At 62.7% G+C, this 24450-nt stretch carries 18 protein-coding genes and 1 pseudogene; 8 read left to right on the forward strand and 11 right to left on the reverse strand.

Translation table 11 applies throughout. The annotated features are described in order from the left end of the window. Positions 1 to 7 precede the first annotated feature (7 nt). Positions 8 to 811: an N-formylglutamate deformylase gene (gene hutG, locus CCOS191_RS02280; protein WP_046853898.1), complete on the forward strand. Its 804-nt coding sequence runs from the start codon at positions 8 to 10 to the stop codon at positions 809 to 811. 45 nt (positions 812 to 856) lie between these two features. On the opposite strand, the gene CCOS191_RS02285 is transcribed toward hutG, so the two are convergent. Continuing rightward, entirely contained in the window at positions 857 to 6451 is a 5595-nt protein-coding gene (locus tag CCOS191_RS02285) for an NEL-type E3 ubiquitin ligase domain-containing protein (protein WP_046853899.1), read from the reverse strand. A 149-nt stretch (positions 6452 to 6600) separates the two neighbouring features. Between CCOS191_RS02285 and pip the strand changes: the two genes are divergently transcribed. The 7 genes from pip (at position 6601) to CCOS191_RS02320 (ending at position 15399) form a co-directional block, all read left to right on the forward strand. Next, entirely contained in the window at positions 6601 to 7572 is a 972-nt protein-coding gene (gene pip, locus CCOS191_RS02290) for a prolyl aminopeptidase (protein ID WP_046853900.1), read from the forward strand. Continuing rightward, positions 7569 to 8006 (forward strand): D-aminoacyl-tRNA deacylase, encoded by a 438-nt coding sequence (dtd, locus tag CCOS191_RS02295; RefSeq protein ID WP_046853901.1) that lies wholly within the window; start codon positions 7569 to 7571, stop codon positions 8004 to 8006. The genes pip and dtd overlap by 4 nt, the downstream gene beginning before the upstream one ends. Positions 8007 to 8268: 262 nt before the next feature. Further along, positions 8269 to 10005 (forward strand): glucan biosynthesis protein G, encoded by a 1737-nt coding sequence (locus CCOS191_RS02300; protein WP_082120343.1) that lies wholly within the window; start codon positions 8269 to 8271, stop codon positions 10003 to 10005. Then, on the forward strand, positions 9998 to 12571 hold the full coding sequence (gene mdoH / locus CCOS191_RS02305; protein ID WP_046853903.1) for a glucans biosynthesis glucosyltransferase MdoH: 2574 nt from the start codon (positions 9998 to 10000) through the stop codon (positions 12569 to 12571). The genes CCOS191_RS02300 and mdoH overlap by 8 nt, the downstream gene beginning before the upstream one ends. 261 nt (positions 12572 to 12832) lie before the next feature. Then, a complete protein-coding gene (locus tag CCOS191_RS02310; protein ID WP_167335937.1) occupies positions 12833 to 13630 on the forward strand; it encodes a transporter substrate-binding domain-containing protein in 798 nt (265 codons plus the stop codon). A gap of 79 nt (positions 13631 to 13709) precedes the next feature. After that, the gene (locus tag CCOS191_RS02315; RefSeq protein ID WP_046853904.1) at positions 13710 to 14672 is read left to right on the forward strand and encodes an amino acid ABC transporter permease; all 963 of its coding nucleotides are present in this window, start codon (positions 13710 to 13712) and stop codon (positions 14670 to 14672) included. Further along, positions 14665 to 15399 (forward strand): amino acid ABC transporter ATP-binding protein, encoded by a 735-nt coding sequence (locus CCOS191_RS02320; RefSeq protein ID WP_046857674.1) that lies wholly within the window; start codon positions 14665 to 14667, stop codon positions 15397 to 15399. Before CCOS191_RS02315 ends, CCOS191_RS02320 begins: the two co-directional genes overlap by 8 nt. A 99-nt stretch (positions 15400 to 15498) precedes the next feature. On the opposite strand, the gene CCOS191_RS26955 is transcribed toward CCOS191_RS02320, so the two are convergent. From CCOS191_RS26955 to hisI, 10 genes and pseudogenes are all read right to left on the reverse strand, one after another. Beyond that, positions 15499 to 16422, reverse strand: a complete 924-nt coding sequence (locus CCOS191_RS26955; RefSeq protein WP_172670866.1) for an RHS repeat-associated core domain-containing protein — start codon at positions 16420 to 16422, stop codon at positions 15499 to 15501. Between the two features lie 966 nt (positions 16423 to 17388). Then, entirely contained in the window at positions 17389 to 18261 is an 873-nt protein-coding gene (locus CCOS191_RS28630; RefSeq protein WP_371918101.1) for a methyl-accepting chemotaxis protein, read from the reverse strand. Continuing rightward, positions 18244 to 19332, reverse strand: a pseudogene (locus CCOS191_RS28635) (methyl-accepting chemotaxis protein); the annotation flags it as partial. The gene CCOS191_RS28630 and the pseudogene CCOS191_RS28635, both read right to left, overlap by 18 nt. A gap of 155 nt (positions 19333 to 19487) precedes the next feature. Further along, positions 19488 to 21404 (reverse strand): HAMP domain-containing methyl-accepting chemotaxis protein, encoded by a 1917-nt coding sequence (locus tag CCOS191_RS02330; RefSeq protein ID WP_046853906.1) that lies wholly within the window; start codon positions 21402 to 21404, stop codon positions 19488 to 19490. 99 nt (positions 21405 to 21503) lie between these two features. Then, positions 21504 to 22211 carry a 16S rRNA (uracil(1498)-N(3))-methyltransferase gene (locus CCOS191_RS02335; protein WP_046853907.1) on the reverse strand — a complete coding sequence of 236 codons (708 nt, stop codon included), beginning with the start codon at positions 22209 to 22211 and terminating at the stop codon, positions 21504 to 21506. Beyond that, the gene (gene tatC / locus CCOS191_RS02340) at positions 22208 to 22999 is read right to left on the reverse strand and encodes a twin-arginine translocase subunit TatC (RefSeq protein WP_046853908.1); all 792 of its coding nucleotides are present in this window, start codon (positions 22997 to 22999) and stop codon (positions 22208 to 22210) included. Before tatC ends, CCOS191_RS02335 begins: the two co-directional genes overlap by 4 nt. Then, positions 22996 to 23364 carry a Sec-independent protein translocase protein TatB gene (gene tatB / locus CCOS191_RS02345; protein WP_046853909.1) on the reverse strand — a complete coding sequence of 123 codons (369 nt, stop codon included), beginning with the start codon at positions 23362 to 23364 and terminating at the stop codon, positions 22996 to 22998. Before tatB ends, tatC begins: the two co-directional genes overlap by 4 nt. A 3-nt stretch (positions 23365 to 23367) precedes the next feature. Then, entirely contained in the window at positions 23368 to 23640 is a 273-nt protein-coding gene (locus CCOS191_RS02350) for a twin-arginine translocase TatA/TatE family subunit (protein ID WP_046853910.1), read from the reverse strand. Positions 23641 to 23717: 77 nt separating this feature from the next. Then, a complete protein-coding gene (locus CCOS191_RS02355; protein ID WP_023632586.1) occupies positions 23718 to 24053 on the reverse strand; it encodes a phosphoribosyl-ATP diphosphatase in 336 nt (111 codons plus the stop codon). 1 nt (position 24054) lies between these two features. Continuing rightward, positions 24055 to 24447, reverse strand: coding sequence for a phosphoribosyl-AMP cyclohydrolase (gene hisI / locus CCOS191_RS02360; RefSeq protein WP_023632585.1), 393 nt, complete (start codon positions 24445 to 24447; stop codon positions 24055 to 24057). Positions 24448 to 24450 lie beyond the last annotated feature (3 nt).

Below are 24450 nucleotides of genomic sequence, written 5' to 3' on the forward strand. Positions count from 1 at the left end.
AGGGCATATGGACAAGGTATTGAGTTTTCACCAGGGCCGTCTGCCGCTGCTGATCAGCATGCCCCATGCCGGGCTGGGCTTGACCGACGCGGTGCGCGATGGCCTGGTGGACCAGGCGCGGAGCCTGCCGGACACCGACTGGCACATCCCGCGCCTGTATGACTTCGCCCGCGACCTGGGCGCCAGCGTGGTGGCGGCGGAGTATTCGCGTTTCGTCATTGACCTCAACCGGCCGGATGACGACAAGCCACTGTATGCCGGTGCCACCACCGGTCTGTACCCGGCCACGTTGTTCGAGGGCGAGCCGCTGTTCAAGGACGGGCTGGAACCGACTGGCGAGCAGCGCAAACAGTACCTGGAGCAGATCTGGCGCCCTTACCACGACACCATTCGCAACGAGCTGGAGCGTCTGCGCGAGCACTTCGGCTACGCTCTGTTGTGGGATGCCCATTCGATCCGCTCGCTGATTCCACACCTGTTCGACGGCAAGCTGCCGGACTTCAACCTCGGTACCTTCAACGGTGCAAGTTGCGACCCGGAGCTGGCTCGACGGCTGGAGGGCGTATGCGCTGAGGCGCAGGGCTACAGCCATGTGCTCAATGGCCGGTTCAAGGGTGGGCATATCACCCGGCATTACGGCGATCCGGCGAACGACATCCATGCGGTGCAACTGGAGCTGGCGCAGAGCACCTACATGGATGAAGTGGAGCCTTTCACCTATCGCGAGCAACTGGCACAACCCACCCAGTCGGTCTTGCGCTGCCTGTTGGAAGCCACCTTGCAATGGGGGCGTGAGCGCTACGGGCGCTGACATGCAGCAATGGCCAGCGCCGTAGCTGCGGGCGCTGGCTTGCGGCTAGTGGTGCTCGGCGCGGATGCGCTGGGTCAGCTCGGCGATCAGGTTTGCCTCCTGTCGCTCGCGCAGAGCCTCCAGCGCGCGGGTCGGCGCCTCCAGTTCATCCAGGCTGGCCTCTGGATGGTCGTATTGCAGGTTGTTCACTGCGCTCTGGAACTTCGTTTCGATCCGCTCAAAATCGCCAGCGTAGACCTCGCGCAGGTAATCGACCCAGAACGGCGTATAGCCGGCGAACGTCAGAAAGTCCTCCCCCTCCTCAGCCTCCCATATCCGTAACGCAGCATCCGTGGCATCTGTCGAGCTTACGTCGGCACCGAACATCATTTCGTCAGCCGGGCTCAGCAGGTCCAGGCGCGAGGCCAGCAGACGCCGATAAGCCAGGCGGACTTCGGCGGCATCCTGGTGCAGTGACCTGGCGCTGGCGATTTCGTCGAGGCGCTCTTGGCGGAAATGGCGGCGCAGCAAACGATAGAGGCGCGACTCGCGATCCGCCCCGGTCGTATCCAGGGCAGTCTGGGCAATCATGTGCATCTGCTCGACCTGCTGGAACTGCAGCAAGATCCCGTCCGGACAGGTGCCTTCGCGGATGGCCTCGGCGGCAATCGCATCGAACACCTCACGTTCATCTGGCTGGTTGGCCGCCATTGCCAGCACCCGCCAGACGCGCGCGATGATATCTGCCCGGGTTTCAGTATTGCGATAGGGCACGGCTGTTGTCAGCTGGGTGATCAGTTGCAGCAGGTTGTCCGCATCACCGGCCTGGCGAATTTGCTGCCACTGCGCGTCCCGTGACTGGCGCAAGCTGCCGGCACCCTCCAGCCAAGGGCTGGCATCCATCTCTAGCATCGGCGTCCAGGGGGCAAAGCCATGGCGATGGTAGCTGCCGGTACTGCCCGTACTACCGAGGCTGCCCAGCGAGCTGCTGAAGGCAACGCCAGGCTCGATACCCATCGGCGACGCGCTGAGAATGTCGAAGGGCAAGTCCATGTCGAAGGTGAAGGTTCGGTCGTAGCGCTGTGACAGGTGCGCCGCGCGCATCGTCGCGGGGGTCAACGGGTTGTCGGTCAACAGGATGGCAGTGCTGCCGAACGTGCTTGGCGGGTTTTCGAGAATAGTCTGGGGCAGGGTGGTCAGGCGGTTTTCCCGCAGGTCCAAGGTGTACCTGGGCATCAGGTTGTCCAGCCAGGCCGGCCAGCTTTCCAATCCCATGTTGCGCAGTGCAAGGCGATCAAGGCGTGGGGGCATGCCATTGAGGCTACGCAATTCCGGGCTCAGCCGGTTGCCAGAGATGTCCAGTTCCCTCAAAGCGGGTATGCGTGCGATCACGCGCATCGCCTGATTGTCGATTTCCAGGCCTTGGTTTATCACGCTCAAGCGGCTGAGCGCGGGCAGCCGGGTCAGTGCCTCGGCTAGCCGCGAAAGCGGCTGGACATGGCCGTCGAGGGTTAAATGGGTGATGTGTGTGAAACGCTCAAGCCACCGGTCAAGCTGCTCTGCAGTGCCCTGCATGCGGGTTAGTCGGACAATATCGGCGCAGCGGATGAAGAACTCCGGCAGTGAAGGTGGGAAGTGTTCAACACTGAAGTCATCCAGGTGCCAGGGGCTCAGGGAGTCGTCACGGACACGGCGTTCCCAGAAGTCGAGGATAGATTGGGCGATTCTGGCTCGGGCGTTTGCCGTTTGGCCGTCAGGCACCGACGTGGACGTGGAGGCCATGCTCCACTGGTCCAGAGTGTCGCGTAGCGCTTGATACTGCTCAATGACGAGATTGTGCCCCAGGCTGAAAACGAACCGGCGACGCAGGTTTGTCTGGCTGCGGTGCATATCCAGCAACTGCGCCGGGCGTATGGCATTGCCATCGAGCAGAACACGGGTGTGCGTGCTCTCGCTTTCGGCGTTTTCCAGTAACAGCGTCGGTACACGGGTCAGGCTGTTGTGTTGCAGCGACAAGGTGCCGATCCGTTCCAGCGCTGCCGCGTCAAGCCAGTCCGGCCACTGCGCCAGTGCCATCCGCTCCAGACCCAGGTAATCCAGATACCAGTCCGGGAGGCTGAAGCGCGTGAGTGGAGCAAGGCGGTTGCCGCTCAGGTCCAGATAGCTCAACTGATTGCGAGAGGCGAAGCGCTCGAAGTCCAGCGGGTAGAACGTCAGGTTCTGGTTGATCAGTCTCAGTTCATCGAGCTGTGGAAAACTACTGACGATCAGCGGCAGGCTGTTGGCGAACTCCGAGCCGCCAGCGAGCGGGTCGTAATGCCGGCTGATCTCCAGGGCTGACAGATTTGGGAAGTGCCCGAAGACATTGCTCAGTTGCGCTTCGAAATCTGTCCAGGCCAAGCTGCTGTCAGACGAGTGATCGAGGAGGATGTCGTCCAGCTGCAAGCGGTTGACCCGCAAACCGATGAAGGCAGGCAACTGCCGGGGGAACTCGGCGATGAACATCCTGGAAAGCCGCAGAATACCTGGTGACTCGTCGAGTTCGGGCACTGCACTGTGAATCCAGTGCTGCCACAGGGCCATTTCGATCTCTTGTCGATTGGCGAGGCTGGCCCCGAGAGCCAACACCTGGTCAGGGCCGGTGAAAGCCTCGTCCAAACTCTGACGCAGCTCTTGGCGTTCGACACGCAATTGATCGATCCGCGCCTGTATCTGCGAGGGGGACCGGCCAGCGTTTTCCAGGGCCACCAGGATCCGCTCTGCGGATATGGCGAGTTCGGGTGCCAAGCTCATGGCGTCAAGTTGCGACAACAAGCTGCTCCGGCTCTGCGGTTCTGGAGGCTTCTCGTCACCGCTCAGGCGGTAGCCCAGTCGTCCATCGGCCAGGCGCATGGGCGAACGAAACACCGGGGGCTGCATGTTGAAGACTTTGCGCAGTTCGGCGCGCGGTAGCAGGGGAGCGTCCCGCACCCGTTCGTGCAGGGCTGACGCCGAATCGATACCCAGCGCCAATTTATGTGAGTCGGTCAGCGCGTCGAATACTGCGCCGTACAGGCTGTCGTGGGTACGAATCTGCTCATCCGGGGTCTCGGCCGTCGGGGTTTCCAGATAGCCCGCCCAGGCACTGGTGATCGATACGGTCGAGCTGGTTTTCTTGGGGCCAATACTGTCGATGCGCTCCGGGGAAACTTGGCGATGGTGCAGTTCTACCCGCAGGTCTTCGGGCCAGCCTGGCAGCCGTTCGAGCATGCGCAGGGCCAGGCGGTCGCTGTCCCAGCTACGCGTGGAATCCAGATACAGGCCTTCGTAGGCACGGGTCAGTCGCACCTGTTGTTGATAGAGCCGAATTTCCCCAGTCAGCCGACCAGGTACCTTACCTGCAGTCAGCATGCTTTGTTCGGCGTACGAGGCATTGCGCGCCAGTTCTTCGCAAAGCCTGACAGGCAGCTTCGGGTATACCCTGCGAAGCAGCGCCGCACGAGAGGAAAGGGGGGCGATGACTGCCTGGGTGCGGCGGGTGAATTCGGCGCTACGCGCCATGATCGAGGCCTCGGGAAGCGCCTGCTGTATGTGCTGATCAATGGCAAAGCGCTCCATCGTGTCTTCCAGCAGCGCCGGTAGCCTCTGGCTGTGACACACAATGTTGCGCAGCACGTGCTCGTCGGTGCCGCTGACACGCAGTATCTGCTTGGCAGTACATTCATCGAAGCTGGCCTGCAGGTGTCCAAGCCGGCGGAACAGACGCATGTCGGCCCAGCTTCGCGGTTGCTCCGTGGGCAGCAGCCAGGCCCCTGCGCCGTTGTGCAGCACCGTCGGTTGGTAGCTGTTGGCGCGATCAGGGTGTTCGAGGCGATACCCGTTGCCTGCGCGCTTGACCGAGTACAGCCGCTCCTCGACCGGCAGCCAGGTTTTGCCTTGGTGGTGGATCAAACCGAATTCGTCGGGTTTGAGTCCGGCCGGCAGAACTTTGTCGTGGTGGAAGAGGGCCAGGTCGGGTTTCCACAGGCGGCGTTCACCGTCAGGCATCTCGACGGGCTGGAGCTCTTCGATGAAGGACGGTGTCTGCACCGGTATTCGCTCGACCACCGGTATGCCATTGCCACGGTGAGTTGCCGCCAGCGCCGCCATGATGGCGACGTTCTCGATCACATCCATCAGGTACTGCAACGCTTGCTCGCGATCACCATCGAGCCAGCTACCAATCCCTTCGAAGGTTTCGTTGGCCAGTTGCACTGCGGTTACACCGAGCATCACGGCACCTAACGGTGCTATGAACATACCCGCGAAATTCAGGGTGTTTAACGCGATGGTCTTGAAGTAGGCGATGTGCCTTCGGGCGGTCTGCTTGTCCATCGTTGCCGTCGGCACGGCGTGGAACAGTCCATCGTCGCGCAGGCGCTGCTGCCGTTGAGTGACTCGCTCGTCCATGCACGGCCTGGTGAAGGGTTGTACGTGCAGGCTGATCTCGGGGTTGGGGGCGGGTAGGCGTTCCTTGTACTGGCCGCTGGCGTTCCAGGTATAGGGTTCAAGCGTGTCGGTGAGTCTGTCGAGGAAACTGCTCCGGTGCCGGTCGGGTATCAGTTGCTGGTGGTTCGCCTGGCGAAATGCTGGCAACTGCTTGGCCAGGAAGGCTTCGGCATCGGCCCGGGAGGCATGGCAGGTCAGCGGCTCGGGGAGGCCTGGGAGGTAAAGCACCAGCCAGCCGTCATAGGGATACACCGGGCCGGGTGGGAAGCGCCCGGCACCTGTTGGGATGCGAGCGTCGATTCCAATCGTCATCGCGCCGGTGAGAGTGGTGTGCAGCAGCGTGATGCTGCCACACAGCACAGGGCGCCCGCCGTGTTCGACTTTGTCGTCGCTCGCGAGTTTCAGCAAGGTATCGTGGATGGCGTTGTCAATCTTGCCCAGTAAAAATGCGTGGTGAACGTGCAAGCAGAATGTAGAGCGCTCGGCAGCCGCGAACACGGTCCGAACGGCTTCTGTGTCTGGGTGGTTGGTGGGGGGATCAAGCGAGTCGAGCAACGCCTGGTACTTGCCGCCGATATCCAGCTCACGTGCCAGCGCCGCGAAGTCTTCTGCAGCGATGGGCAGCCTGACGGCCTGGGAGACGAGACTGACATCGTTCCTGTCGAGGATGGCTGACTCATTAGTGTTGGCGTTCATGCCCCCAGGTTGAGCTTCGAAGGCCTCGAAATTTTGCAGGGCGCTGTGCAGCAGGGATTGAGTCGCCAGCTTCAGGGCGCGGGCTGAAGTGGCGAGCGGATCGCTGGTCAGGCTGGACAGCGTCTCTCTGATGGCCGCGGCCCTGGTCAGATTCATCAGGTAGGTTGTGGAAACCTCGATCTGCTGGTCGAAGCGCTGGCTGATCGCGTTCGACAGCAGCTCAGTGGTGTATTGCTCCAGCTCTGGCAGGCTCGCCAGAAGTGCCTTCAGGTCTGCTTCAGCCTGCAGGTGCTGGCCATAGGTTTGCGCCAGTGCCCTGGCCACCGCCGGGTTGTCCTCGCATGCGCGCTCGAGCTGTGGGTCGCGTTGGCGTGCCGCCTGGCGCAAGAGTTGCCGTTGCTCCGGCTGAGCGTTGATCAGCCAGCCGGGTAACTTGCGGCTGATCAGTTGGTGATGGAGACCAGGTTCGGAGGTTGCAGCGTTGGCCGGGTCGAGCATGAGGGCATCTCGTGTTGATTGAGTTCCCCCATGCTATTGAGCCGTGTCTGCGCCTTGCACATAAGATGATCTTGCTTAGACACATGCTCAAAGCGCAATTCGGGTTTATGATGGCCCACGGCCGAACCAAACCTCACACGGAGTGCGCGATGCAGACCCTCTACCCGCAGATCAAACCCTACGCCCGGCACGATCTGGCCGTGGAAGCGCCGCATGTGCTGTACGTCGATGAAAGCGGCTCGCCGGAAGGTCTGCCCGTGGTGTTCATCCACGGCGGCCCGGGCGCCGGTTGCGACGCCCAGAGCCGTTGCTACTTCGATCCCAACCTGTACCGCATCATCACCTTCGACCAGCGCGGCTGTGGCCGCTCCACGCCCCACGCGAGCCTGGAGAACAACACCACCTGGCACCTGGTCGAGGACCTGGAGCGTATCCGCGAACACCTTGGCATCGACAAATGGGTGCTGTTCGGCGGCTCCTGGGGCTCCACCCTGGCCCTGGCCTATGCCCAGACCCACCCCGAACGCGTGCATGGGCTGATCCTGCGCGGGATCTTCCTGTGCCGTCCGCAGGAAATCAGCTGGTTCTACCAGGAAGGTGCCAGCCGTCTGTTCCCGGATTACTGGCAGGACTACATCGCACCGATTCCACCGGAAGAGCGTGGCGACCTGGTCAAGGCCTTCCACAAGCGCCTGACCGGCAACGACCAGATCGCCCAGATGCACGCGGCCAAGGCCTGGTCCACCTGGGAAGGCCGTACTGCCACCCTGCGGCCGAACCCGTTGGTGGTCGACCGCTTCTCCGAACCGCAGCGCGCCCTGTCCATCGCCCGCATCGAATGCCATTACTTCACCAACAATGCGTTCCTCGAGCAGGACCAGCTGATCCGCGACATGCCTAAGATCGCCCATCTGCCGGCGGTGATCGTGCATGGCCGCTACGATGTGATCTGCCCGCTGGACAACGCCTGGGAGCTGCACCAGGCCTGGCCGAACAGTGAGTTGAAGGTGATCCGCGACGCCGGTCACGCCGCCTCCGAGCCGGGAATCACCGACGCCCTGGTGCGTGCCGCCGACCAGATGGCTCGACGTCTGCTCGACCTGCCTCTGGAAGAGGCATGAAAGGGCTGATCCAGCGTGTGCGCGGCGCACGGGTGGAAGTGGCGGGGGAGATCGTCGGGGCCATCGACCAAGGGTTGCTGGCGCTGGTGGCGGTCGAGCCTGGCGATTCGCCCGAGCATGCCGACAAACTGCTGCACAAGCTGCTGAACTATCGAGTGTTCAGCGACGAGCAGGGCAAGATGAACCGCTCGCTCAAGGATGTCGGCGGTGGCCTGTTGCTGGTGTCACAGTTCACCCTGGCCGCCGACACCCGCAACGGCATGCGCCCGAGCTTTTCGACGGCTGCGCCACCGGCCCTTGGCGCTGCGCTTTTCGACTATCTTTTGAATCAGGCACAAGGTCAGCACCCGCAGGTGGCCAGTGGTCGCTTCGGCGCTGACATGCAGGTGCATCTGGTCAATGATGGCCCGGTAACATTTATGTTACAAATATGAGGTCAAAAAACCCTTTGTTTGGCGAAAACAAGGGGTTTTGTACGATAAATAGTTTGTTCAGCCTGATGCGTTGTAACGCGACCTGCTGGATAATCGCGCGCTGCATGAACCTGCGTTCGCAGGTTCGTTTCACTTTGACTCGAGCATTGTCAGGATCCGTTTGGGGAATCATTACGCCCTCACGGGGTCCGAACAGTGCTCGCCAACCCGGCATTTGTCGCTGGCCGTTGGTTTCATGATCTGTTTTCGGCGAGGATTGCTCGTGATTGTAAGCCCCTGTATTGCACCTAGAATCCCCGGTACCCGGCTGCGCAAGGCCCTGTTGGCCGGCGTGGCGCTGGTCGGCCTGATGAGCGCGGGCCAGCTGTGGGCATTCAATCTGGACGATGTTGCAGCCAAGGCAAAGGATCTGGCCGGTCAGAAGTTCGAGGCACCGAAGAGCAACCTGCCGCCGGTGTTCCGCGACATGAAGTACGCCGACTACCAGAAGATCCGCTTCCTGCAGGAAAAGGCCGAGTGGGCCAAGGACAAGACGCCGTTCAAGCTGTCCTTCTACCACCAGGGCATGCATTTCGACACGCCGGTGACCATCAACGAGATCACCGCCAACAAGGTCAAGGAAATCAAGTACGACCCGAGCCGCTTCGAGTTCGGTGACGTGCCCCATGACGCTGATGCCACCAAGAATCTCGGCTATGCCGGTTTCCGTGTGCTCTACCCGATCAACAAGGCCGACAAGCAGGACGAGATCATGACCCTGCTTGGCGCCAGCTACTTCCGCGTGGTCGGCAAAGGCCACCGCTATGGCCTGTCGGCCCGTGGCCTGGCCATCGACACCGCGCTGCCGTCGGGCGAGGAATTCCCGCGTTTCCGCGAATTCTGGATCGAGAAGCCCAAGCCGAACGACAAGCACCTGGTGATCTACGCACTGCTCGACTCGCCGCGCTCCACCGGTGCCTACAAGCTGACCCTGCGTCCGGGCGAGGACACCCTGGTCGACGTCAAGTCGCGCGTCTACCTGCGTGACAACGTCAGCCGCCTGGGCATCGCCCCGCTGACCAGCATGTACCTGTTCGGCCCCAACCAGCCGTCGAAGGTCATGAACTACCGCCCGGCCCTGCACGACTCCGAAGGCCTGGCTATCCATGCCGCCAACGGCGAGTGGCTGTGGCGCCCGCTGAACAACCCGAAACACCTGGCCGTGAGCAACTTCAGTGTCGAGAACCCGCGTGGTTTCGGCCTGCTGCAGCGCCAGCGCGCCTTCAGCGACTACGAAGACCTCGACGACGAGTACGAAAAGCGTCCTAGCGCCTGGATCGAGCCGAAGGGTGATTGGGGCAAGGGCACCGTCGACCTGGTCGAGATTCCGACCGCCGACGAAACCAACGACAACATCGTGGCTTTCTGGAGCCCGGAAAAGCTGCCTGAGCCAGGCAAGCCGTTCGAATACGACTACCGCCTGCGCTGGACCATCAAGGAAGACCAGCTGCACCCGCAGGAACTGGGCTGGGTCAAGCAGACCCTGCGCTCCGCCGGTGACGTCAAGCAGTCCAACCTGATCCGCCAGACCGACGGCAGTGTTGCCCTGCTGGTCGATTTCATCGGCCCGAACCTCGCGGCATTGCCGGCTGATACCGCCGTGCGCAGCCAGGTCAGCGTCGGCGACAACGCCGAAGTGGTCGAGAACAACCTGCGTTACAACCCGGAAACCAAAGGCTGGCGCCTGACCCTGCGCCTGAAGGTGCAGGATCCGAAGAAATCCACCGAGATGCGCGCCGCGCTGCTGCGTGACGTGCCGGTCGAGCAACCGAAGCCCGCCAAGGAAACCAAGCAGGACAAGGCCGCGGCCAAGCACGCCCACGCCAAGGCTGAGAAAGCCAAGGCCGAGCAGGCTGCCGAGCAACCCGCCGCCGACGCGGCATCCACCAACGGGGCCCCGGCCACCACCGAGAAGGTGCTGACCGAGACCTGGAGCTATCAGTTGCCTGCCGATGAGTAACTCAAGCGCAAGGCCGGAATCGCTTGGCGAATACCTGGCCCACCTCCCACTGAGCGACGAGCAACGCGCGGAACTCGCCCGTTGCACCTCGTTCAGCGAGCTGCACCAACGCCTGGCGGCCAACCCGGCCGCCGCCACCGCCGAGGCCGTCCAGGCTTCGGTGGGGGCCCGTCTTACCGTAGGCAGCGCCGCCGAACTGGAAGAGGCCGAGATGCTCGGCGTCGATGGCAGCGGCCGCCTGTGCCTGAAGATCGCCCCACCGATCAAACGCACCAAGGTCGTGCCCGAGCCGTGGCGCACCAACGTGCTGATCCGCATGTGGCGGCGCATGACCGGCCGCACCAACGCCCCGCAGCCGCCCAAGCGCGAGCTACCGCCGGCACGCTGGCGCACGGTCGGCTCGATCCGCCGCTATATCCTGCTCACCCTGATGATCGGCCAGACCATCGTCGCCGGCTGGTACATGAAAGGCATCCTGCCGTACCAGGGCTGGTCGTTCGTCGACCTCGACGAAGTCATCCACCAGCCGCTGTGGGACACCGTGGTGCAGGTGTGGCCGTATGCGCTGCAGACGTCCATCCTGATCCTTTTCGGCATCCTGTTCTGCTGGGTGTCGGCGGGCTTCTGGACCGCGCTGATGGGCTTCCTCGAGCTGCTCACCGGGCGTGACAAGTACCGCATCTCCGGCAGCAGCGCCGGCAACGAGCCGATTCCCGCCGAGGCGCGTACCGCGCTGGTGATGCCGATCTGTAACGAAGACGTGCCTCGGGTGTTCGCAGGCCTGCGTGCGACCTTCGAGTCGGTGGCCGCAAGCGGCAACCTCGATCGTTTCGACTTCTTCGTGCTCAGCGATACCAACGACACCGATATCGCCGTGGCCGAACAACAGGCCTGGCTGGACGTGTGTCGCGAGACCAAGGGCTTCGGCCGCATCTTCTACCGTCGCCGCCGGCGCCGGGTGAAGCGCAAGAGCGGCAACCTCGACGACTTCTGCCGTCGCTGGGGCGGCGATTACAAGTACATGGTGGTGCTCGACGCCGACAGCGTCATGAGCGGCGAGTGCCTGAGCAGCCTGGTGCGCCTGATGGAGGCCAACCCGGATGCCGGCATTATCCAGACCGGGCCGAAAGCCTCGGGCATGGATACCCTCTATGCGCGCATGCAGCAGTTTGCCACCCGCGTGTACGGCCCGCTGTTCACCGCTGGCCTGCACTTCTGGCAGCTGGGCGAGTCGCACTACTGGGGCCACAACGCGATCATCCGCATGAAACCGTTCATCGAGCACTGCGCCCTGGCGCCGTTGCCGGGCAAGGGCGCGTTTGCCGGTGCGATCCTTTCCCACGATTTCGTCGAAGCCGCGTTGATGCGCCGGGCTGGCTGGGGCGTGTGGATTGCCTACGACCTGCCGGGCAGCTACGAAGAGCTACCGCCGAACCTGCTCGACGAGCTCAAGCGCGACCGTCGCTGGTGTCACGGCAACCTGATGAACTTCCGCCTGTTCCTGGTCAAGGGCATGCACCCGGTGCACCGCGCGGTGTTCCTCACTGGGGTGATGTCGTACCTGTCGGCGCCGCTGTGGTTCCTGTTCCTGGTGCTGTCGACCGCACTGCTGGCGACTAACACCCTGATGGAGCCGCAGTACTTCATCGAGCCGTTCCAGCTCTACCCGCTGTGGCCGCAGTGGCACCCGGAGAAGGCCATCGCGCTGTTCTCCACCACCATCGTGCTGCTGTTCCTGCCCAAGCTGCTCAGCGTCATCCTGATCTGGGCCAAGGGTGCCACCGAGTTTGGCGGACGCATCAAGGTCACCTTGTCGATGCTGATGGAGATGCTGTTCTCCATGCTGCTGGCACCGGTGCGGATGATCTTCCACACCCGTTTCGTGCTGGCCGCGTTCCTCGGCTGGGCCGCGACCTGGAACTCGCCGCAGCGTGACGATGACTCGACTCCGTGGAGCGAGGCGGTACGTCGCCATGGTCCGCAGACCCTGCTGGGCATCGCCTGGGCCGGCCTGGTGGCCTGGTTGAACCCGAGCTTCCTCTGGTGGCTGGCGCCGATCGTCGGCTCGCTGGTGCTGTCGATCCCGGTTTCGGTCATCTCCAGCCGCACCCGCCTGGGCCTGGCGGCCAAGGATGAGAAACTGTTCCTCATCCCCGAGGAGTACGCCACGCCGCAGGAACTGCTGGCCACCGACCAGTACACCCACGAGAACCGCTGGCATGCCCTGCACGACGGCTTCGTCCGGGCCGTGGTCGACCCGCGCCAGAACGCCCTGGCCTGTGCCATGGCCACGGCGCGTCATGGCCAGGCGGCGCCGATCGAGGCGCTGCGCGTAGAGCGCGTGGCCAAGGCGCTGGAAGTGGGGCCACAGGGCCTGGACCTGAACACCCGCCTGGCGTTGCTCAGCGACCCGGTGGCGCTGTCGCGCCTGCACGAGCAGGTATGGGCCGGGCACAACACGGCGTGGATCGATGTGTGGCGCGCTTCCATCGCCAACGATCCGCACTCACCGTTGCTGCCGCTGCATCCGGAGCACGTGGTCCAGCCAGCACTGGCGGGCGCCTGACCCTTCCTTGGGGCCGCTTCGCGGCCCTTTCGCCGGCAAGCCGGCTCCCACAGGTGCAACACTATCCTTGTGGGAGCCGGCTTGCCGGCGATACGAGGGCAAAGCCCTCGCTCTTCGCCATCTTTTGGCCAACAAAGTCCCCCCCGGCTCTAGGTCCGGCGCCGCGCATGCGTTAGCATCCGTCCCGACATTACGCATCGGTCTGTAGGACCGTGCTTACAAAAAAAATCTGCGTACTTCTTGCTAGGGGACTTGGTGATGATGAAGAAATACCTGTCGCGACTGCTGGTAGGTGCGACCGCCCTGATCGCGGTAGCCACCGCCCAGGCCGGCGCCATCGATGACGCGGTCAAGCGCGGCACCCTGCGTGTGGGCATGGACCCGACCTACATGCCGTTCGAAATGACCAACAAGCGTGGCGAGATCATCGGCTTCGAGGTCGACATCCTCAAGGCCATGGCCAAGTCCATGGGCGTCAAGCTGGAGATGGTCTCCACCGCCTACGACGGCATCATCCCTGCTTTGATGACCGACAAGTTCGACTTCATCGGCAGTGGCATGACCCTGACCCAGGAGCGCAACCTGCGCCTGAACTTCAGCGAGCCCTTCATCGTCGTCGGCCAGACCCTGCTGATCCGCAAGGAGCTGGCGGGCGAGATCAAGTCGTACAAGGACCTGAACAACGAGAAGTACCGCCTCACCTCCAAGCTTGGCACCACCGGCGAGATGGTCGCGAAGAAACTGATCGGCAAAGCCAAGTACCACGGCTACGACAACGAGCAGGAAGGGGTGATGGACGTGGTCAACGGCAAGGCCGACGCCTTCGTCTACGATTCGCCCTACAACGTGGTGGCGGTGGAGAAGGCCGGCGCCGGCAAGCTGGTGTTCCTGGAAGAACCCTTCACCTACGAGCCGCTGGCCTTCGGCCTGAAGAAGGGCGACTACGACAGCATCAACTACATCAACAACTTCCTGCACCAGATCAAGCATGACGGGACCTACGATCGTATCCACGACAAGTGGTTCAAGAACAAGGACTGGCTGAAGGAAATGGAATAAGGCCTGGGCGCAAAACCCCAAGCGCTGACCTCGACGCGCAGGCAAGCCCTGCGCGTTCGCATTTACGGAAGTACCCCACGTGATCAAACACAAGAAAGCACAGTGGCCCTGGCATGGGCTGACCGCGCTGGTCCTGGTGGGCCTGGCGATCAGCCTGTACCTGGCCACCTCGATGATTTCCTACGAGTGGCGCTGGAACCGCGTTCCGCAATACTTCGCCTACAAGGCCGAGGAAACCCAGCGTGCCGCCAACCCTGGCACGGTCGAGGAAATCGTGGTGTCCGGCGACAACGCCCGGGTCACCCTGAAGGACGAGAGCGGCGACACCCAGGTCGTCGAAGTGGCCAAGGACAGCATGCTGCTGGCCCGTGGCGACGACGTAGCCGAGGGCGATGCCATCGGCGTCACCCGTCACTGGGCCGCTGGCCCCTTGGCCTGGGGCCTTTGGACCACGCTGTGGATCTCGGTCATATCCGGCGCGCTGGGCCTGGTGATCGGCCTGTTCGCCGGGCTTTGCCGGTTGTCGAGCAACCCCACCCTGCGTGACCTGTCCACGGTGTATGTCGAACTGGTGCGCGGCACGCCGCTGCTGGTGCAGATCTTCATCTTCTACTTCTTCATCGGCACCGTGCTCAACCTGTCCCGTGAGTTCGCCGGTGTGGCGGCGCTGGCCCTGTTCACCGGCGCCTACGTGGCCGAGATCGTCCGCGCCGGGGTGCAGTCGATCGCCAAGGGCCAGAACGAGGCGGCACGCTCGCTGGGCCTGAACGGTGCGCAGTCCATGCGCCATGTGATCCTGCCCCAGGCCTTCAAGCGCGTGCTGCCACCGCTGGCCGGGCAGTTCATCAGCCTGGTCAAGGACACCTCGCTGGTGTCGGTGATCGCCATCACCGAGCTGACCAAGAGCGGTCGCGAGGCCATCACCACCTCGTTCTCGACCTTCGAGATCTGGTTCTGCGTGGCGGGCCTGTACCTGCTGATCAACCTGCCGCTGTCGCACATCGCCAGCCGGCTCGAGCGGAGGCTTGCGCAAAGTGATTGAAGTCCGTGACCTGCTTAAAGTCTTCGACACCCGCGGCCAGGTGGTGCGTGCGGTGGACAACGTCACCACCCAGGTCGCCAAGGGCGAGGTGGTGGTGGTGCTGGGCCCGTCCGGCTCGGGCAAGTCCACCTTCCTGCGTTGCCTGAACGGCCTGGAGCATTTCGACCAGGGCCATGTGTCCATCAACGGCGTGCAACTGGACGACCCGAAGACCGACATCAACGCCTACCGCCGTGAAGTCGGCATGGTGTTCCAGCACTTCAACCTGTTCCCGCACATGACCGTGCTGGAAAACCTGTGCCTGGCGCAGAAGGTGGTGCGCAAGCGCAACAAGGCCGAGCGCGAAACCAAGGCCCGGGCGTTGCTGGAAAAGGTCGGTATCGCCCAGAAAGCCAACGAGTACCCGTCGCGTCTCTCAGGTGGCCAGCAGCAGCGGGTAGCCATCGCCCGCGCCCTGGCGATGGACCCGAAGGTGATGTTGTTCGATGAGCCGACCTCGGCGCTCGACCCGGAAATGGTCGGGGAGGTGCTGGATGTGATGAAGACCCTGGCCCAGGAAGGCATGACCATGGTCTGCGTGACGCACGAGATGGGCTTTGCCCGGGAAGTGGCGGATCGGGTGTTGTTCTTTGATCACGGGAAGCTGTTGGAAGATTCGCCGCCAAAGGCGTTCTTCGATGCGCCGAAGGACCCACGGGCCCAGGCGTTCTTGCGCCAGGTGCTGTAGGGGGAGCAGCTGCTCATGCCCGCTAATGGCCGCTTTGCAGCAACGGTATGGGGGCGGTGCAACACCGCTCCCACGAACCCTGTGAAGCTTTAACAAGGGCTACTGCCGTATGCGGTAGTTTTCATATCCTGATTTCCAGTACTGACGATCAATAGCGTTCACAGCCTCTTGCGCGGTGCGCACAGCATCGAGATATACAATTGCCTCAATCTCCAGCAAGGGTTGGAGGTCAGCTATTTGTTGGCGTGTTTTTTTAGCTTCTAAAGTTTTATTTTTGATGGTTTCGGTATGTTTTTTTATATCTTCTGGGCTGAGGTTAAGGATTTTTCTATGCGCATCCCCGTTCAAGTCCGTAAAGGGCATTAGTCGTTGTAGTGATTCCCCTGCTGTTTGGCTAGTTATTTTTTTGGTTTGGTATTGTGTCGATATCGACAGTATGTCTTCGAGTTCCTTTTTTGAGTTTTCAATGGATGTTAATTTCCTAGAGAGTTTGCCGATTTCGGTGGTTCTAGCGTCAAGTCTCTTTTTTGTTATCTCTGCGACAGCTATAGAGCTGTCTGCATGTGAAGTGAGGATTGTATCTAGAGCGCGTTGCTTCAGGGACCGAACGTTTCCAGATGGATCGCTATAATTGATCGGGTCGCCGTTGCAATAGGCATAGGCATTGTAGTTTCGCTGTAAAAACACGCCGGTCCGATCCGGAGACAAAAAACGCATGAGCCTGGGACTGTAGACACGGTTGCCATGTCCCAGCAGATAAAGGCCTGCCTGCTCCAGGTATTCGCCGTTATAAGCCAGCAGGTTTCGCGCGCAACCGGGGCGCAGTTCACCATAGGGTGAATAGGCGTTGTTTTGCTGGACTGCGCCCTGGGCGGTCAGCAGTATGGATTTGGATAAGTCGGTCGCCAGAAGTTTGGATTGGGCCAGGGCATATCGCCGAGTATGCGGTGGACTACCCAACGCGAAAATGGAGTCCTTTGTATAGGACGCGTGTTTTTTAGTCACCTGCCACACTCCGGTCATGAAAGGAGAATCCTTCACGGAGTATCGTCCAGGCCCCGGAGGTCGGTAAACTAGCAAAAATGACAGGTCGAGCGAGCCCGCGCTGAGTCCCGGGCAGGCGACTTTCCATTCATGCTTGTCGCTGTGCATAACATGCCCTAACAAAACCAACATATCTGCTCTTGATCTGCTCTTGATCTGCTCTTGATCTTGCTTCTAAGCGCGCGATAGTTCAGGCGCCACCAATTGCGACTTCAGGAGGCCGAACGGAGGGCTTGCGCAGGGAGGTGACGGGCATGGATGCCCGTCAAGCGCCGATCAGGCCATGGATGGCCCGTCGGCGCGTCCTCCCGGAGCGAGCCCGGAGTGAGGGGACCCCGGAGCGAAGCGTAGGGGCCGGATGAACGGAGCCGAACGGTTTTGCCTCCTTTTCCCAAGAGAAAAGGAGGTCGCCATAAAGGCGAAAAGGTGACTGTGCGTCGACATGGCGAATGAATGCGCATATAACTTTCAAAACATACGCTGTGTAAGTCAAAGTCAAAGTCAAAGTCAAAGTCAAAGTCAAAGTCAAATGCGATCGGCGTGGGTTTCCACAGTTGTAAGCGCATTCATTTGCTATAATGACGCATAGTCACCTTTTCGCCCTTACGGCGAGTCACTTTTTGTCAAACGCGACAAAAAGTAACCAAAAAACGCTGCGCTCCATTCATCCGGCCCTCCGCTTCGCTCCGGGTTCCCTCACTCCGGCCTTGCTCCCGGGAGGACCGCGCTGAACGCCCCATCCTGGGGCGCAGCGCTTGACGGGCATCCATGCCCGTCACCTCCCTCCGCAAGGCCTGCGTTCGGCCTCCTGAAGTCGCGAAGTTACGGGCGGCGCCTGGGCTGACGCAGCTGTCGCTAGTGGGCTGTGGGGGAACCTTCTGATCGCCAAAGCCAAAGCCAAAGCCAAAGCCCGGGGCTGGAGATTTGAACGCACGGCCGGAAGGCCTAAAGGCTGAACCGCCCCACCATGCCCCTCAACTGCTGCCCCAAGTGCTCCAGTTCCCCGCTTGAAGCAGCGGTCTGCTCACTGGCCGCACTGGTCTGGTCCGACACATCGCGCACATTGATCACGCTGCGGTTGATCTGCTCGGCAACCACGCTCTGCTGCTCGCTGGCGGTGGCGATCTGTTGGTTCATGCCCTGGATGCTCGATACCGTTTCGGTGATCTGCCCCAGCGCGGCACCCGCCTTGCGGCTGAGCTCGACACTCTGCCCGGTCAGGCTCTTGCTGTCGTCGAGCAGACCGGTGACTTCGTCGGTACCACGGTGCAGGCTGTCGATCAGCAGCTCGATTTCCTCGGTCGACTGCTGCGTGCGTTGGGCCAGGCCGCGTACTTCGTCGGCCACCACGGCGAAGCCACGCCCTGCTTCCCCCGCCCGGGCTGCCTCGATAGCGGCGTTCAGCGCCAGGAGGTTGGTCTGCTCGGAAACCGACTTGATCACATCTAGGATCGAACCGATGCGCTGGCTTTCACCGGCCAGGTGGCCCATCGCGGTGAGGCAGCGATCCATCTGGCTTGCCAGTTGCTCGATGCGGGCGATGGCTTCGGCCACCACCTGGTCGCCCAGCTGTGCCTGGTGGTCGGCGGTGGTTGCCGCCAGCGAGGCCTGTTCGGCGTTCTGCGCGACTTCCTGTACCGTGGCGCTCATCTGGTTCATGGCCGTGGCCACCTGATCGGTCTCTTCGCGCTGCTGGCTGATGCGCTCGCGCGTATCCACGCTGGCGCAGGCCAGCTCTGCCGCTGCCTTGGACAGCTGGCCGACGCCCTGATCAATGCCGCCGAGCAGTTCGCGCAGGCTCAAGGTCATCTCGCGCATGCTGGTTTGCAGCTGGCCCATCTCGTCACGGCGGTGCACCGTCTGTACCTGGCTGAGATCGCCTTGGGCGATACGTGCGGCCTGGGACAGCACCTGACGCAGAGGTTGGGTGACCTGCCGGGTGATCAGCCAGGCGGCCAGGATGCCGAACACCAGCGCCAACACGGCCACGCTGGTCAGTAACGAACGGTCGGCCAGGGCCTCGTTGTCGCGCTGCTCGACCTTGCGCTCGCTCAGTTCGCGGCTCACGGCCTGCAGTTCGTCGCCCATTTTCTCCATGCCGTCCTGCAGTTGCTCAACCTTGAGCGCGGCCTCGCGGTATTGGCGCAGGGTGTCGCGGTAGCGGTCCAACTCCACCTGTGGCCGCTGGGTCAATGTGGCGGGCAGTTCCAGTGGAGCAATGGCCCGCAGCAACTGCCCCAGGCTGACGTTCGCCGCCTGCAGCGCGGCATCGCCCATGCTGGCGAAATTGTCCTGGGGCGAGTAGGTATAGGCCGGCACCTGGCTTTGCTGGCTAGCGGACTCGATATGGCGGCCCAGGGTATCCATAAGCCCGACTACGCTGCCTTGCTGGCCATCGCCGGGCAGCTTGAGCAAGGCCTGGGTCTGCAGCTCGTCGATCACGGCTTCGAGCACGCCAACCTGCGCCTGCATCGCCGCACGCAAGCCTTCGCGGCTGTCCACGGTGCCTTGCAGGATGGCGAAATCGGCCTTCAGGCGCTGCAGCAGCTGCAGTTTCTGGTTCAGCATCTGCCGCGACGAATCGACGCCGCTGCGTTGTTGCAGCAGGGTCAGGCGGTCGTGCAACTGCTCCAGGATGGTCGCGATGCGGGTCTTGCTGACGTCGTCGGCAAGCACCCGGTAAGTGATGCGTTCGGCGCGCAGGTCGCGGGTCAAGTCGTTGAGTTGGCCGATGTCGCCGAGCTGCTCCGAGCGCTCGATGGCACCGTCCAGCGCACTCCAGCCGCTGAGCGTGGTGGCCAGGGTGAGCAGCAACACCACGGCGAAACCGAGGGCGAGCTTGAGCCCGACGCCGAGGTTGCCCAGCTGACGGTCAAGGTATCCGAACATGGCAGGTCTCCGTCCAATTGAGAAATGGCCATAGCGGTATGTTGCCGCTATGACCCTTGCTCATCGGCAGGGAGTCCGTCGGACTGGACCTGTAAATAGTGTAGGAAAAGTCCTTGCGAGCTGAAGGGCAAAGCCTACAGCCCGCAAGCCGCAGTCTAGAGCCTAAAACGTCCTACCAGACCCTGCAGGTGAGTCCCCAGGCGCGCCAGCTCGACACTGGAACTTGCCGTCTCCTCACTGGCCGCGGAGGTCTGGTCAGAGATATCGCGCACGTTCATCACGCTGCGGTTGATCTCCTCGGCCACGGCGCTCTGTTGCTCGGCGGCGGTGGCGATCTGCTGGTTCATCGATTGGATCGACGACACCGTGCGGGTGATAGTGCCCAGCGAATCGCCGGCGCGGCGCGTCAGTTCCACGCTGCTGTCGGTGAGGGCGCGGCTGCTGTCCATGACGCCGGCCACGCGCTCGGTGCCGTTCTGCAGGCTGGCAATCAGCTCCTCGATCTCTTCGGTGGACTGCTGGGTGCGCTGGGCCAGGCTGCGCACTTCGTCGGCGACCACGGCGAAGCCACGGCCTGCCTCGCCGGCACGGGCCGCCTCGATGGCGGCGTTGAGGGCCAGCAGGTTGGTCTGCTGGGCCACCGACTTGATCACATCGAGCACACTGCCGATCTTGTCGCTCTCGGCCTTTAGCTGGTTCATCGCTTCGCTGGAGTTGACCACTTCGCTGGCCAGGCGCTCGATCTGGCTGATCGCCTCGCCCACCACCTTGTCACCTTCGCGGGCCTGCTGGTCGGCCATCAGTGCCGCTTCCGAGGCCTGTTCGGCGTTACGCGCCACTTCCTGGACGGTGGCGGCCATCTCGTTCATGGCGGTGGCGACCTGGTCGGTCTCGACCTTCTGGTTGTTGACCCCGGCGCTGGTCTGCTCGGTGACCGCCGACAGTTCCTCGGCAGCACTGGCGATTTGCGTCACCCCGTCGCCGATGCCGCCGATCAGTTCGCGCAGGCTTTGGGTCATGCGCTGCATGCTGGCCTGCAATTGGCCCAGCTCGTCGCGCCGGTCGGCCTTGAGGTCCTGGCGCAGGTCGCCACCGGCCACGCGTTCTGCGGCGGCGAGGGTCTGGCGCAGGGGTACGATGATCTGCCGGGTAATGGCGAACGCGGCGAGCACGCCCAGCAGCAAGGCCAGCACCGTGGCACCGGCCAGCAGGGTCTTGGCCTGCTGGGTGCCCTGGTCGCGCACGGTTGTTTGCGAAACGGTCATTGCCTGGCTGGCGTCCAGCAGCACCTGGCCCTGTGCGGACATGCGCGTCAGCGCTTGCTCGCTGGCGGCCTGGGCATTGCCGAACTGGTTCACCGCGTCGCGGTAGGCGGCTAGCGCGCTGGCGGCATCGTCCAGGCTGGCGGCGAACTCGGCCGGGAGCCTGGCGGGCAGGGCCTTGAGCACGGTCAGGGCCTGGTCGATGGCAGTGAGCGCGGTCTGCTGGAATTCGGCCTTGCCGCTATAGGTGTAGCCACGCACCTGGAAGCGTGCCTGCTGCAGCAGCGCCGCGACTTGCACAGCCTCCTGGTACTGCTGGATATCGCCGCCCTGCAGCAGGCGCTGCTGGACCTTGCCGATCAGTTCGGCAGCCTTGTCGGCGCTGTCGCCAAGAGTGCCCCGGCTGGCCTCGCGGCGCTGGCCGGCCTGTCTGAGCTCGGCGAAGGCTTGCTGGTACTGGCGTACGGCGTCCTGTTGCTTGTCCAGGCGCTGGCGGTCGGCGGGGATTTCGATCTGCCCGAGCATGAACTGCACCTGGCGCTCGAGATTGGCCAGGGCCTTCTCCAGCTCGGCCACGGAGGCGTCATCACGGCTGCGTTCGTAGGCCAGGCGGGCGAGGCGCAGGTCCTGGGTGTACTGGTGGATCACCGAGATGTTGCCGAGCTTATCGCCACGGCTGGTGACGCTGTCGATGCCCAGCCAACCGGTGAAGGTGATGCCGAGGGTGAGCAGCAACACCAGGCCGAAGCCGATCCCCAACTTGCGATTGACGCTTACATTTCCCAGTGACTGGGCAAACCAACGGTACATAGACGACTCCCCGGCGCGTGGCAGTGCGGATTATTGTTTTGTTGCACAGGGCATCGGCGCACGGCGGGGAAACTTGATGATAAAAAGCTGACTTGCACGTCAGAAAATTCGCGAAAGCAAGGCCGTTACGGCCGTCTCCACGCGTAGGATCCTATCCCCCAATTGCACGGGCGCAAGGCCAGCCTTGCCCAGCAGCTCGATTTCATAGGGAATCCAGCCGCCCTCCGGGCCGATCGCCAGGGTTACCGGGCCTTCAACGGCCCGTGGGCAAGCGGGGTAGTGGCCAGGATGCCCGACCAGGCCGAGGGTGTCGGCGGCGATGGCGGGCAGGCGGTCTTCGACGAAGGGCTTGAAGCGCTTCTCGATGATCACCTCCGGCAGCACCGTGTCACGGGCTTGCTCCAGACCGAGAATGAGGTTTTCGCGGATAGTCTCGGGCTGGAGGAACGGCGTCTGCCAGAAGCTCTTCTCGACCTTGTAGCTGTTGACCAGGATCAGCCGTGGCACGCCCAGGGTGGCGACCGTCTGGAACAGCCGGCGCAGCATCTTCGGCCGTGGCACGGCCAGCACCAGTGTCAGTGGCAGTTTGGCCGGCGGGGGCTGGTCGAAGTCCACCCGCAGTTCGGCTTCGTGGCCTTCGAGGCGGATGACCTCGGCCTTGCCCATCAGCCCGCCGATGCGCCCGACGCGCAGGCTGTCGCCCACCGCCACGCGATGGATCTCCTGCATGTGGGTAAAGCGGCGATCAGCCAGGACAACACGGTCGGCCGACACGAAGTCGGCCTCTTCAAGAAGCAAAAGGTTCACGGTTGGGTCGCAGGCGGCTGGTCGTTGTGGTCGTTGTTCGCTTCGTCCGGCTCATGGCTGCGCTTGCGGATCAGGCTGCCGCACAGCACGCCGACCTCGAACAGCATCCACATCGGCACGGCCAGGAGGGTCTGGGAGAAGATGTCCGGTGGGGTGAGGATCATGCCGACCACGAAACAGCCGATGATCACGTACGGGCGGATCTTCTTCAGGTACTGCACGTCGACTACGCCAATCCACACCAGTAGCACTACCGCCACCGGGATTTCGAAAGCGACCCCAAAAGCGAAGAACAGGGTCATGACGAAGTCGAGGTAGCTGGAGATGTCGGTCATCATCGACACGCCTTCGGGCGTGGCGCTGGCGAAGAAGCCGAAGATCAGAGGGAACACCAGGAAATAGGCGAAGGCCATGCCGGCGTAGAACAGGAAGATGCTCGACACCAACAGCGGGATGGCGATGCGCTTTTCATGGCGGTACAGGCCGGGGGCAATGAAACCCCAGATCTGCTGGAGGATGAACGGGATCGCCAGGAACAGCGAGACGATCATGGTCAACTTGAACGGCGTCAGGAACGGCGAGGCCACGTCGGTGGCGATCATTGTCGCGTTGGCCGGCAAGTGCTCGCGCAGCGGTGCCGAGACCAGGGTGTAGATCTGCTGGGCGAAGGAGAACAGCCCGGCGAAGATCAGGAAGATGGCGGCGACGCAGCGCAGCAGGCGTGCGCGCAGCTCGGTCAGGTGCGAGACCAGCGGCATCGGCTGGTCGGTTTCCGGATTCTCGCTCATGGGGCTCGCGGCGGTTGTGGCGGTTCGGAGGGTGTTGCTGCGGCCGGCTGCGCGGGTACTGCGTCGGCGGCAGGTGCGGCAGGCGTTTCAGCGTTTGCCGGCGGCTGTGTGGGCGGCGCCAGCGGATTGAGGATGCGCTTGGCCTCCTGCTCCATCTGCAGGATGTGCTCGTTGTGCAGCTGGCGGCGGATGTCGTCGGCGCCGATCTCGCGCTCGACTTCCATCTTGATCGCGTTGAAGCTGCGCTTGAGGCGGCCGATCCATAGCCCGGCAGTGCGTGCGGCCCCCGGCAGGCGCTCGGGGCCGAGCACCAGCAGGGCGACCAGGCCGACGAGCAGCAGCTCGCTGAAACTGATACCGAACATGGGTCAGTCTTTCCGCTGCGGCTCTTGAACCGGCTGGGCCTGGCCTTCGATGGTGTGGCCCTGGGCCTGCTGCGCGGTGTTCTGCACCGGCGGAACAGGTTGCGCCGGCGGTGGGGTCTGCTCGGCCGGCTTGGCTTCTTCTTCGTTCATGGCCTTGCGGAAGCCCTTGATCGATTCGCCCAGGTCGCTGCCAAAGTTCTTCAGTTTCTTGGTGCCGAACACCAGCACCACGACGACCAGCAGGACGATCCAGTGTTTCCAGTCAAAAATACCCATTTCGTACTCCTGAAAAATGTATGTCAGCCGGAACCGGCGCTATCGCGGGGCAAGCCCGTTCCTGTAAATATGCGCGGTCAGGCCTGGGGCTGACGGGCGGCCTTCTCGTCATGGCCGGAAAGGCCGAAGCGGCGCTCCAGTTCGTCGAGCACCGCCTGCGGATGTTGGCCCAGCGCGCTGAGCATGACCAGGCTATGAAACCACAGGTCTGCGGTCTCGTAGATGACATCGCTGTAATCCTTGCTGACGGCGGCATCCTTGGCAGCGATGATGGTCTCGATGGACTCTTCGCCGAGCTTCTCGAGGATCTTGTTCAGGCCCTTGTGATGCAGGCTGGCGACGTAGCTGCTGTCGGGCGCCGCGTGCTTGCGTTCTTCCAGCACCTCGGCGAGGCGGTCTAGCGTGTCGCTCATGTCAATGCCCTGCGCTATAGATGGCGTCCGGATCCTTGAGGACCGGATCGACGATTTTCCACTGGCCGTCTTCGAACACGCGATAGAAGCAGCTTTCGCGGCCGGTATGGCAGGCGATATGGCCCAGTTGCTCGACCATCAGGATGATCACGTCGGCGTCGCAGTCCAGGCGCATTTCGTGCAGCTTCTGCACATGGCCCGACTCTTCGCCCTTGCGCCATAGCTTGCCCCGCGAGCGCGACCAATAGATGGCGCGATGCTCGGCGGCGGTCAGGGCGAGGGATTCACGGTTCATCCAGGCCATCATCAGCACGCGCCCGGTCTTGTGGTCCTGGGCGATCGCCGGTACCAGGCCATCGCTGTTCCACTTGATCTCGTCCAGCCAGTCTTTCATCGT

It is taken from the genome of Pseudomonas sp. CCOS 191 (assembly GCF_001007005.1).
In the GTDB taxonomy this organism is placed as follows: Bacteria; Pseudomonadota; Gammaproteobacteria; order Pseudomonadales; family Pseudomonadaceae; genus Aquipseudomonas; species Aquipseudomonas soli.

Excerpts from the sequence above, each read along its gene's own strand:
- hutG (WP_046853898.1), top strand. The coding sequence starts at position 8 with ATGGACAAGGTATTGAGTTTTCACCAGGGCCGTCTGCCGCTGCTGATC.
- CCOS191_RS02285 (WP_046853899.1), bottom strand. The coding sequence starts at position 6,451 with ATGCTCGACCCGGCCAACGCTGCAACCTCCGAACCTGGTCTCCATCAC.
- pip (WP_046853900.1), top strand. The coding sequence starts at position 6,601 with ATGCAGACCCTCTACCCGCAGATCAAACCCTACGCCCGGCACGATCTG.
- dtd (WP_046853901.1), top strand. The coding sequence starts at position 7,569 with ATGAAAGGGCTGATCCAGCGTGTGCGCGGCGCACGGGTGGAAGTGGCG.
- mdoH (WP_046853903.1), top strand. The coding sequence starts at position 9,998 with ATGAGTAACTCAAGCGCAAGGCCGGAATCGCTTGGCGAATACCTGGCC.
- CCOS191_RS02310 (WP_167335937.1), top strand. The coding sequence starts at position 12,833 with ATGAAGAAATACCTGTCGCGACTGCTGGTAGGTGCGACCGCCCTGATC.
- CCOS191_RS26955 (WP_172670866.1), bottom strand. The coding sequence starts at position 16,422 with ATGACCGGAGTGTGGCAGGTGACTAAAAAACACGCGTCCTATACAAAG.
- CCOS191_RS28630 (WP_371918101.1), bottom strand. The coding sequence starts at position 18,261 with ATGCGCGAGATGACCTTGAGCCTGCGCGAACTGCTCGGCGGCATTGAT.
- CCOS191_RS02330 (WP_046853906.1), bottom strand. The coding sequence starts at position 21,404 with ATGTACCGTTGGTTTGCCCAGTCACTGGGAAATGTAAGCGTCAATCGC.
- tatC (WP_046853908.1), bottom strand. The coding sequence starts at position 22,999 with ATGAGCGAGAATCCGGAAACCGACCAGCCGATGCCGCTGGTCTCGCAC.
- tatB (WP_046853909.1), bottom strand. The coding sequence starts at position 23,364 with ATGTTCGGTATCAGTTTCAGCGAGCTGCTGCTCGTCGGCCTGGTCGCC.
- CCOS191_RS02350 (WP_046853910.1), bottom strand. The coding sequence starts at position 23,640 with ATGGGTATTTTTGACTGGAAACACTGGATCGTCCTGCTGGTCGTCGTG.
- CCOS191_RS02355 (WP_023632586.1), bottom strand. The coding sequence starts at position 24,053 with ATGAGCGACACGCTAGACCGCCTCGCCGAGGTGCTGGAAGAACGCAAG.
- hisI (WP_023632585.1), bottom strand. The coding sequence starts at position 24,447 with ATGAAAGACTGGCTGGACGAGATCAAGTGGAACAGCGATGGCCTGGTA.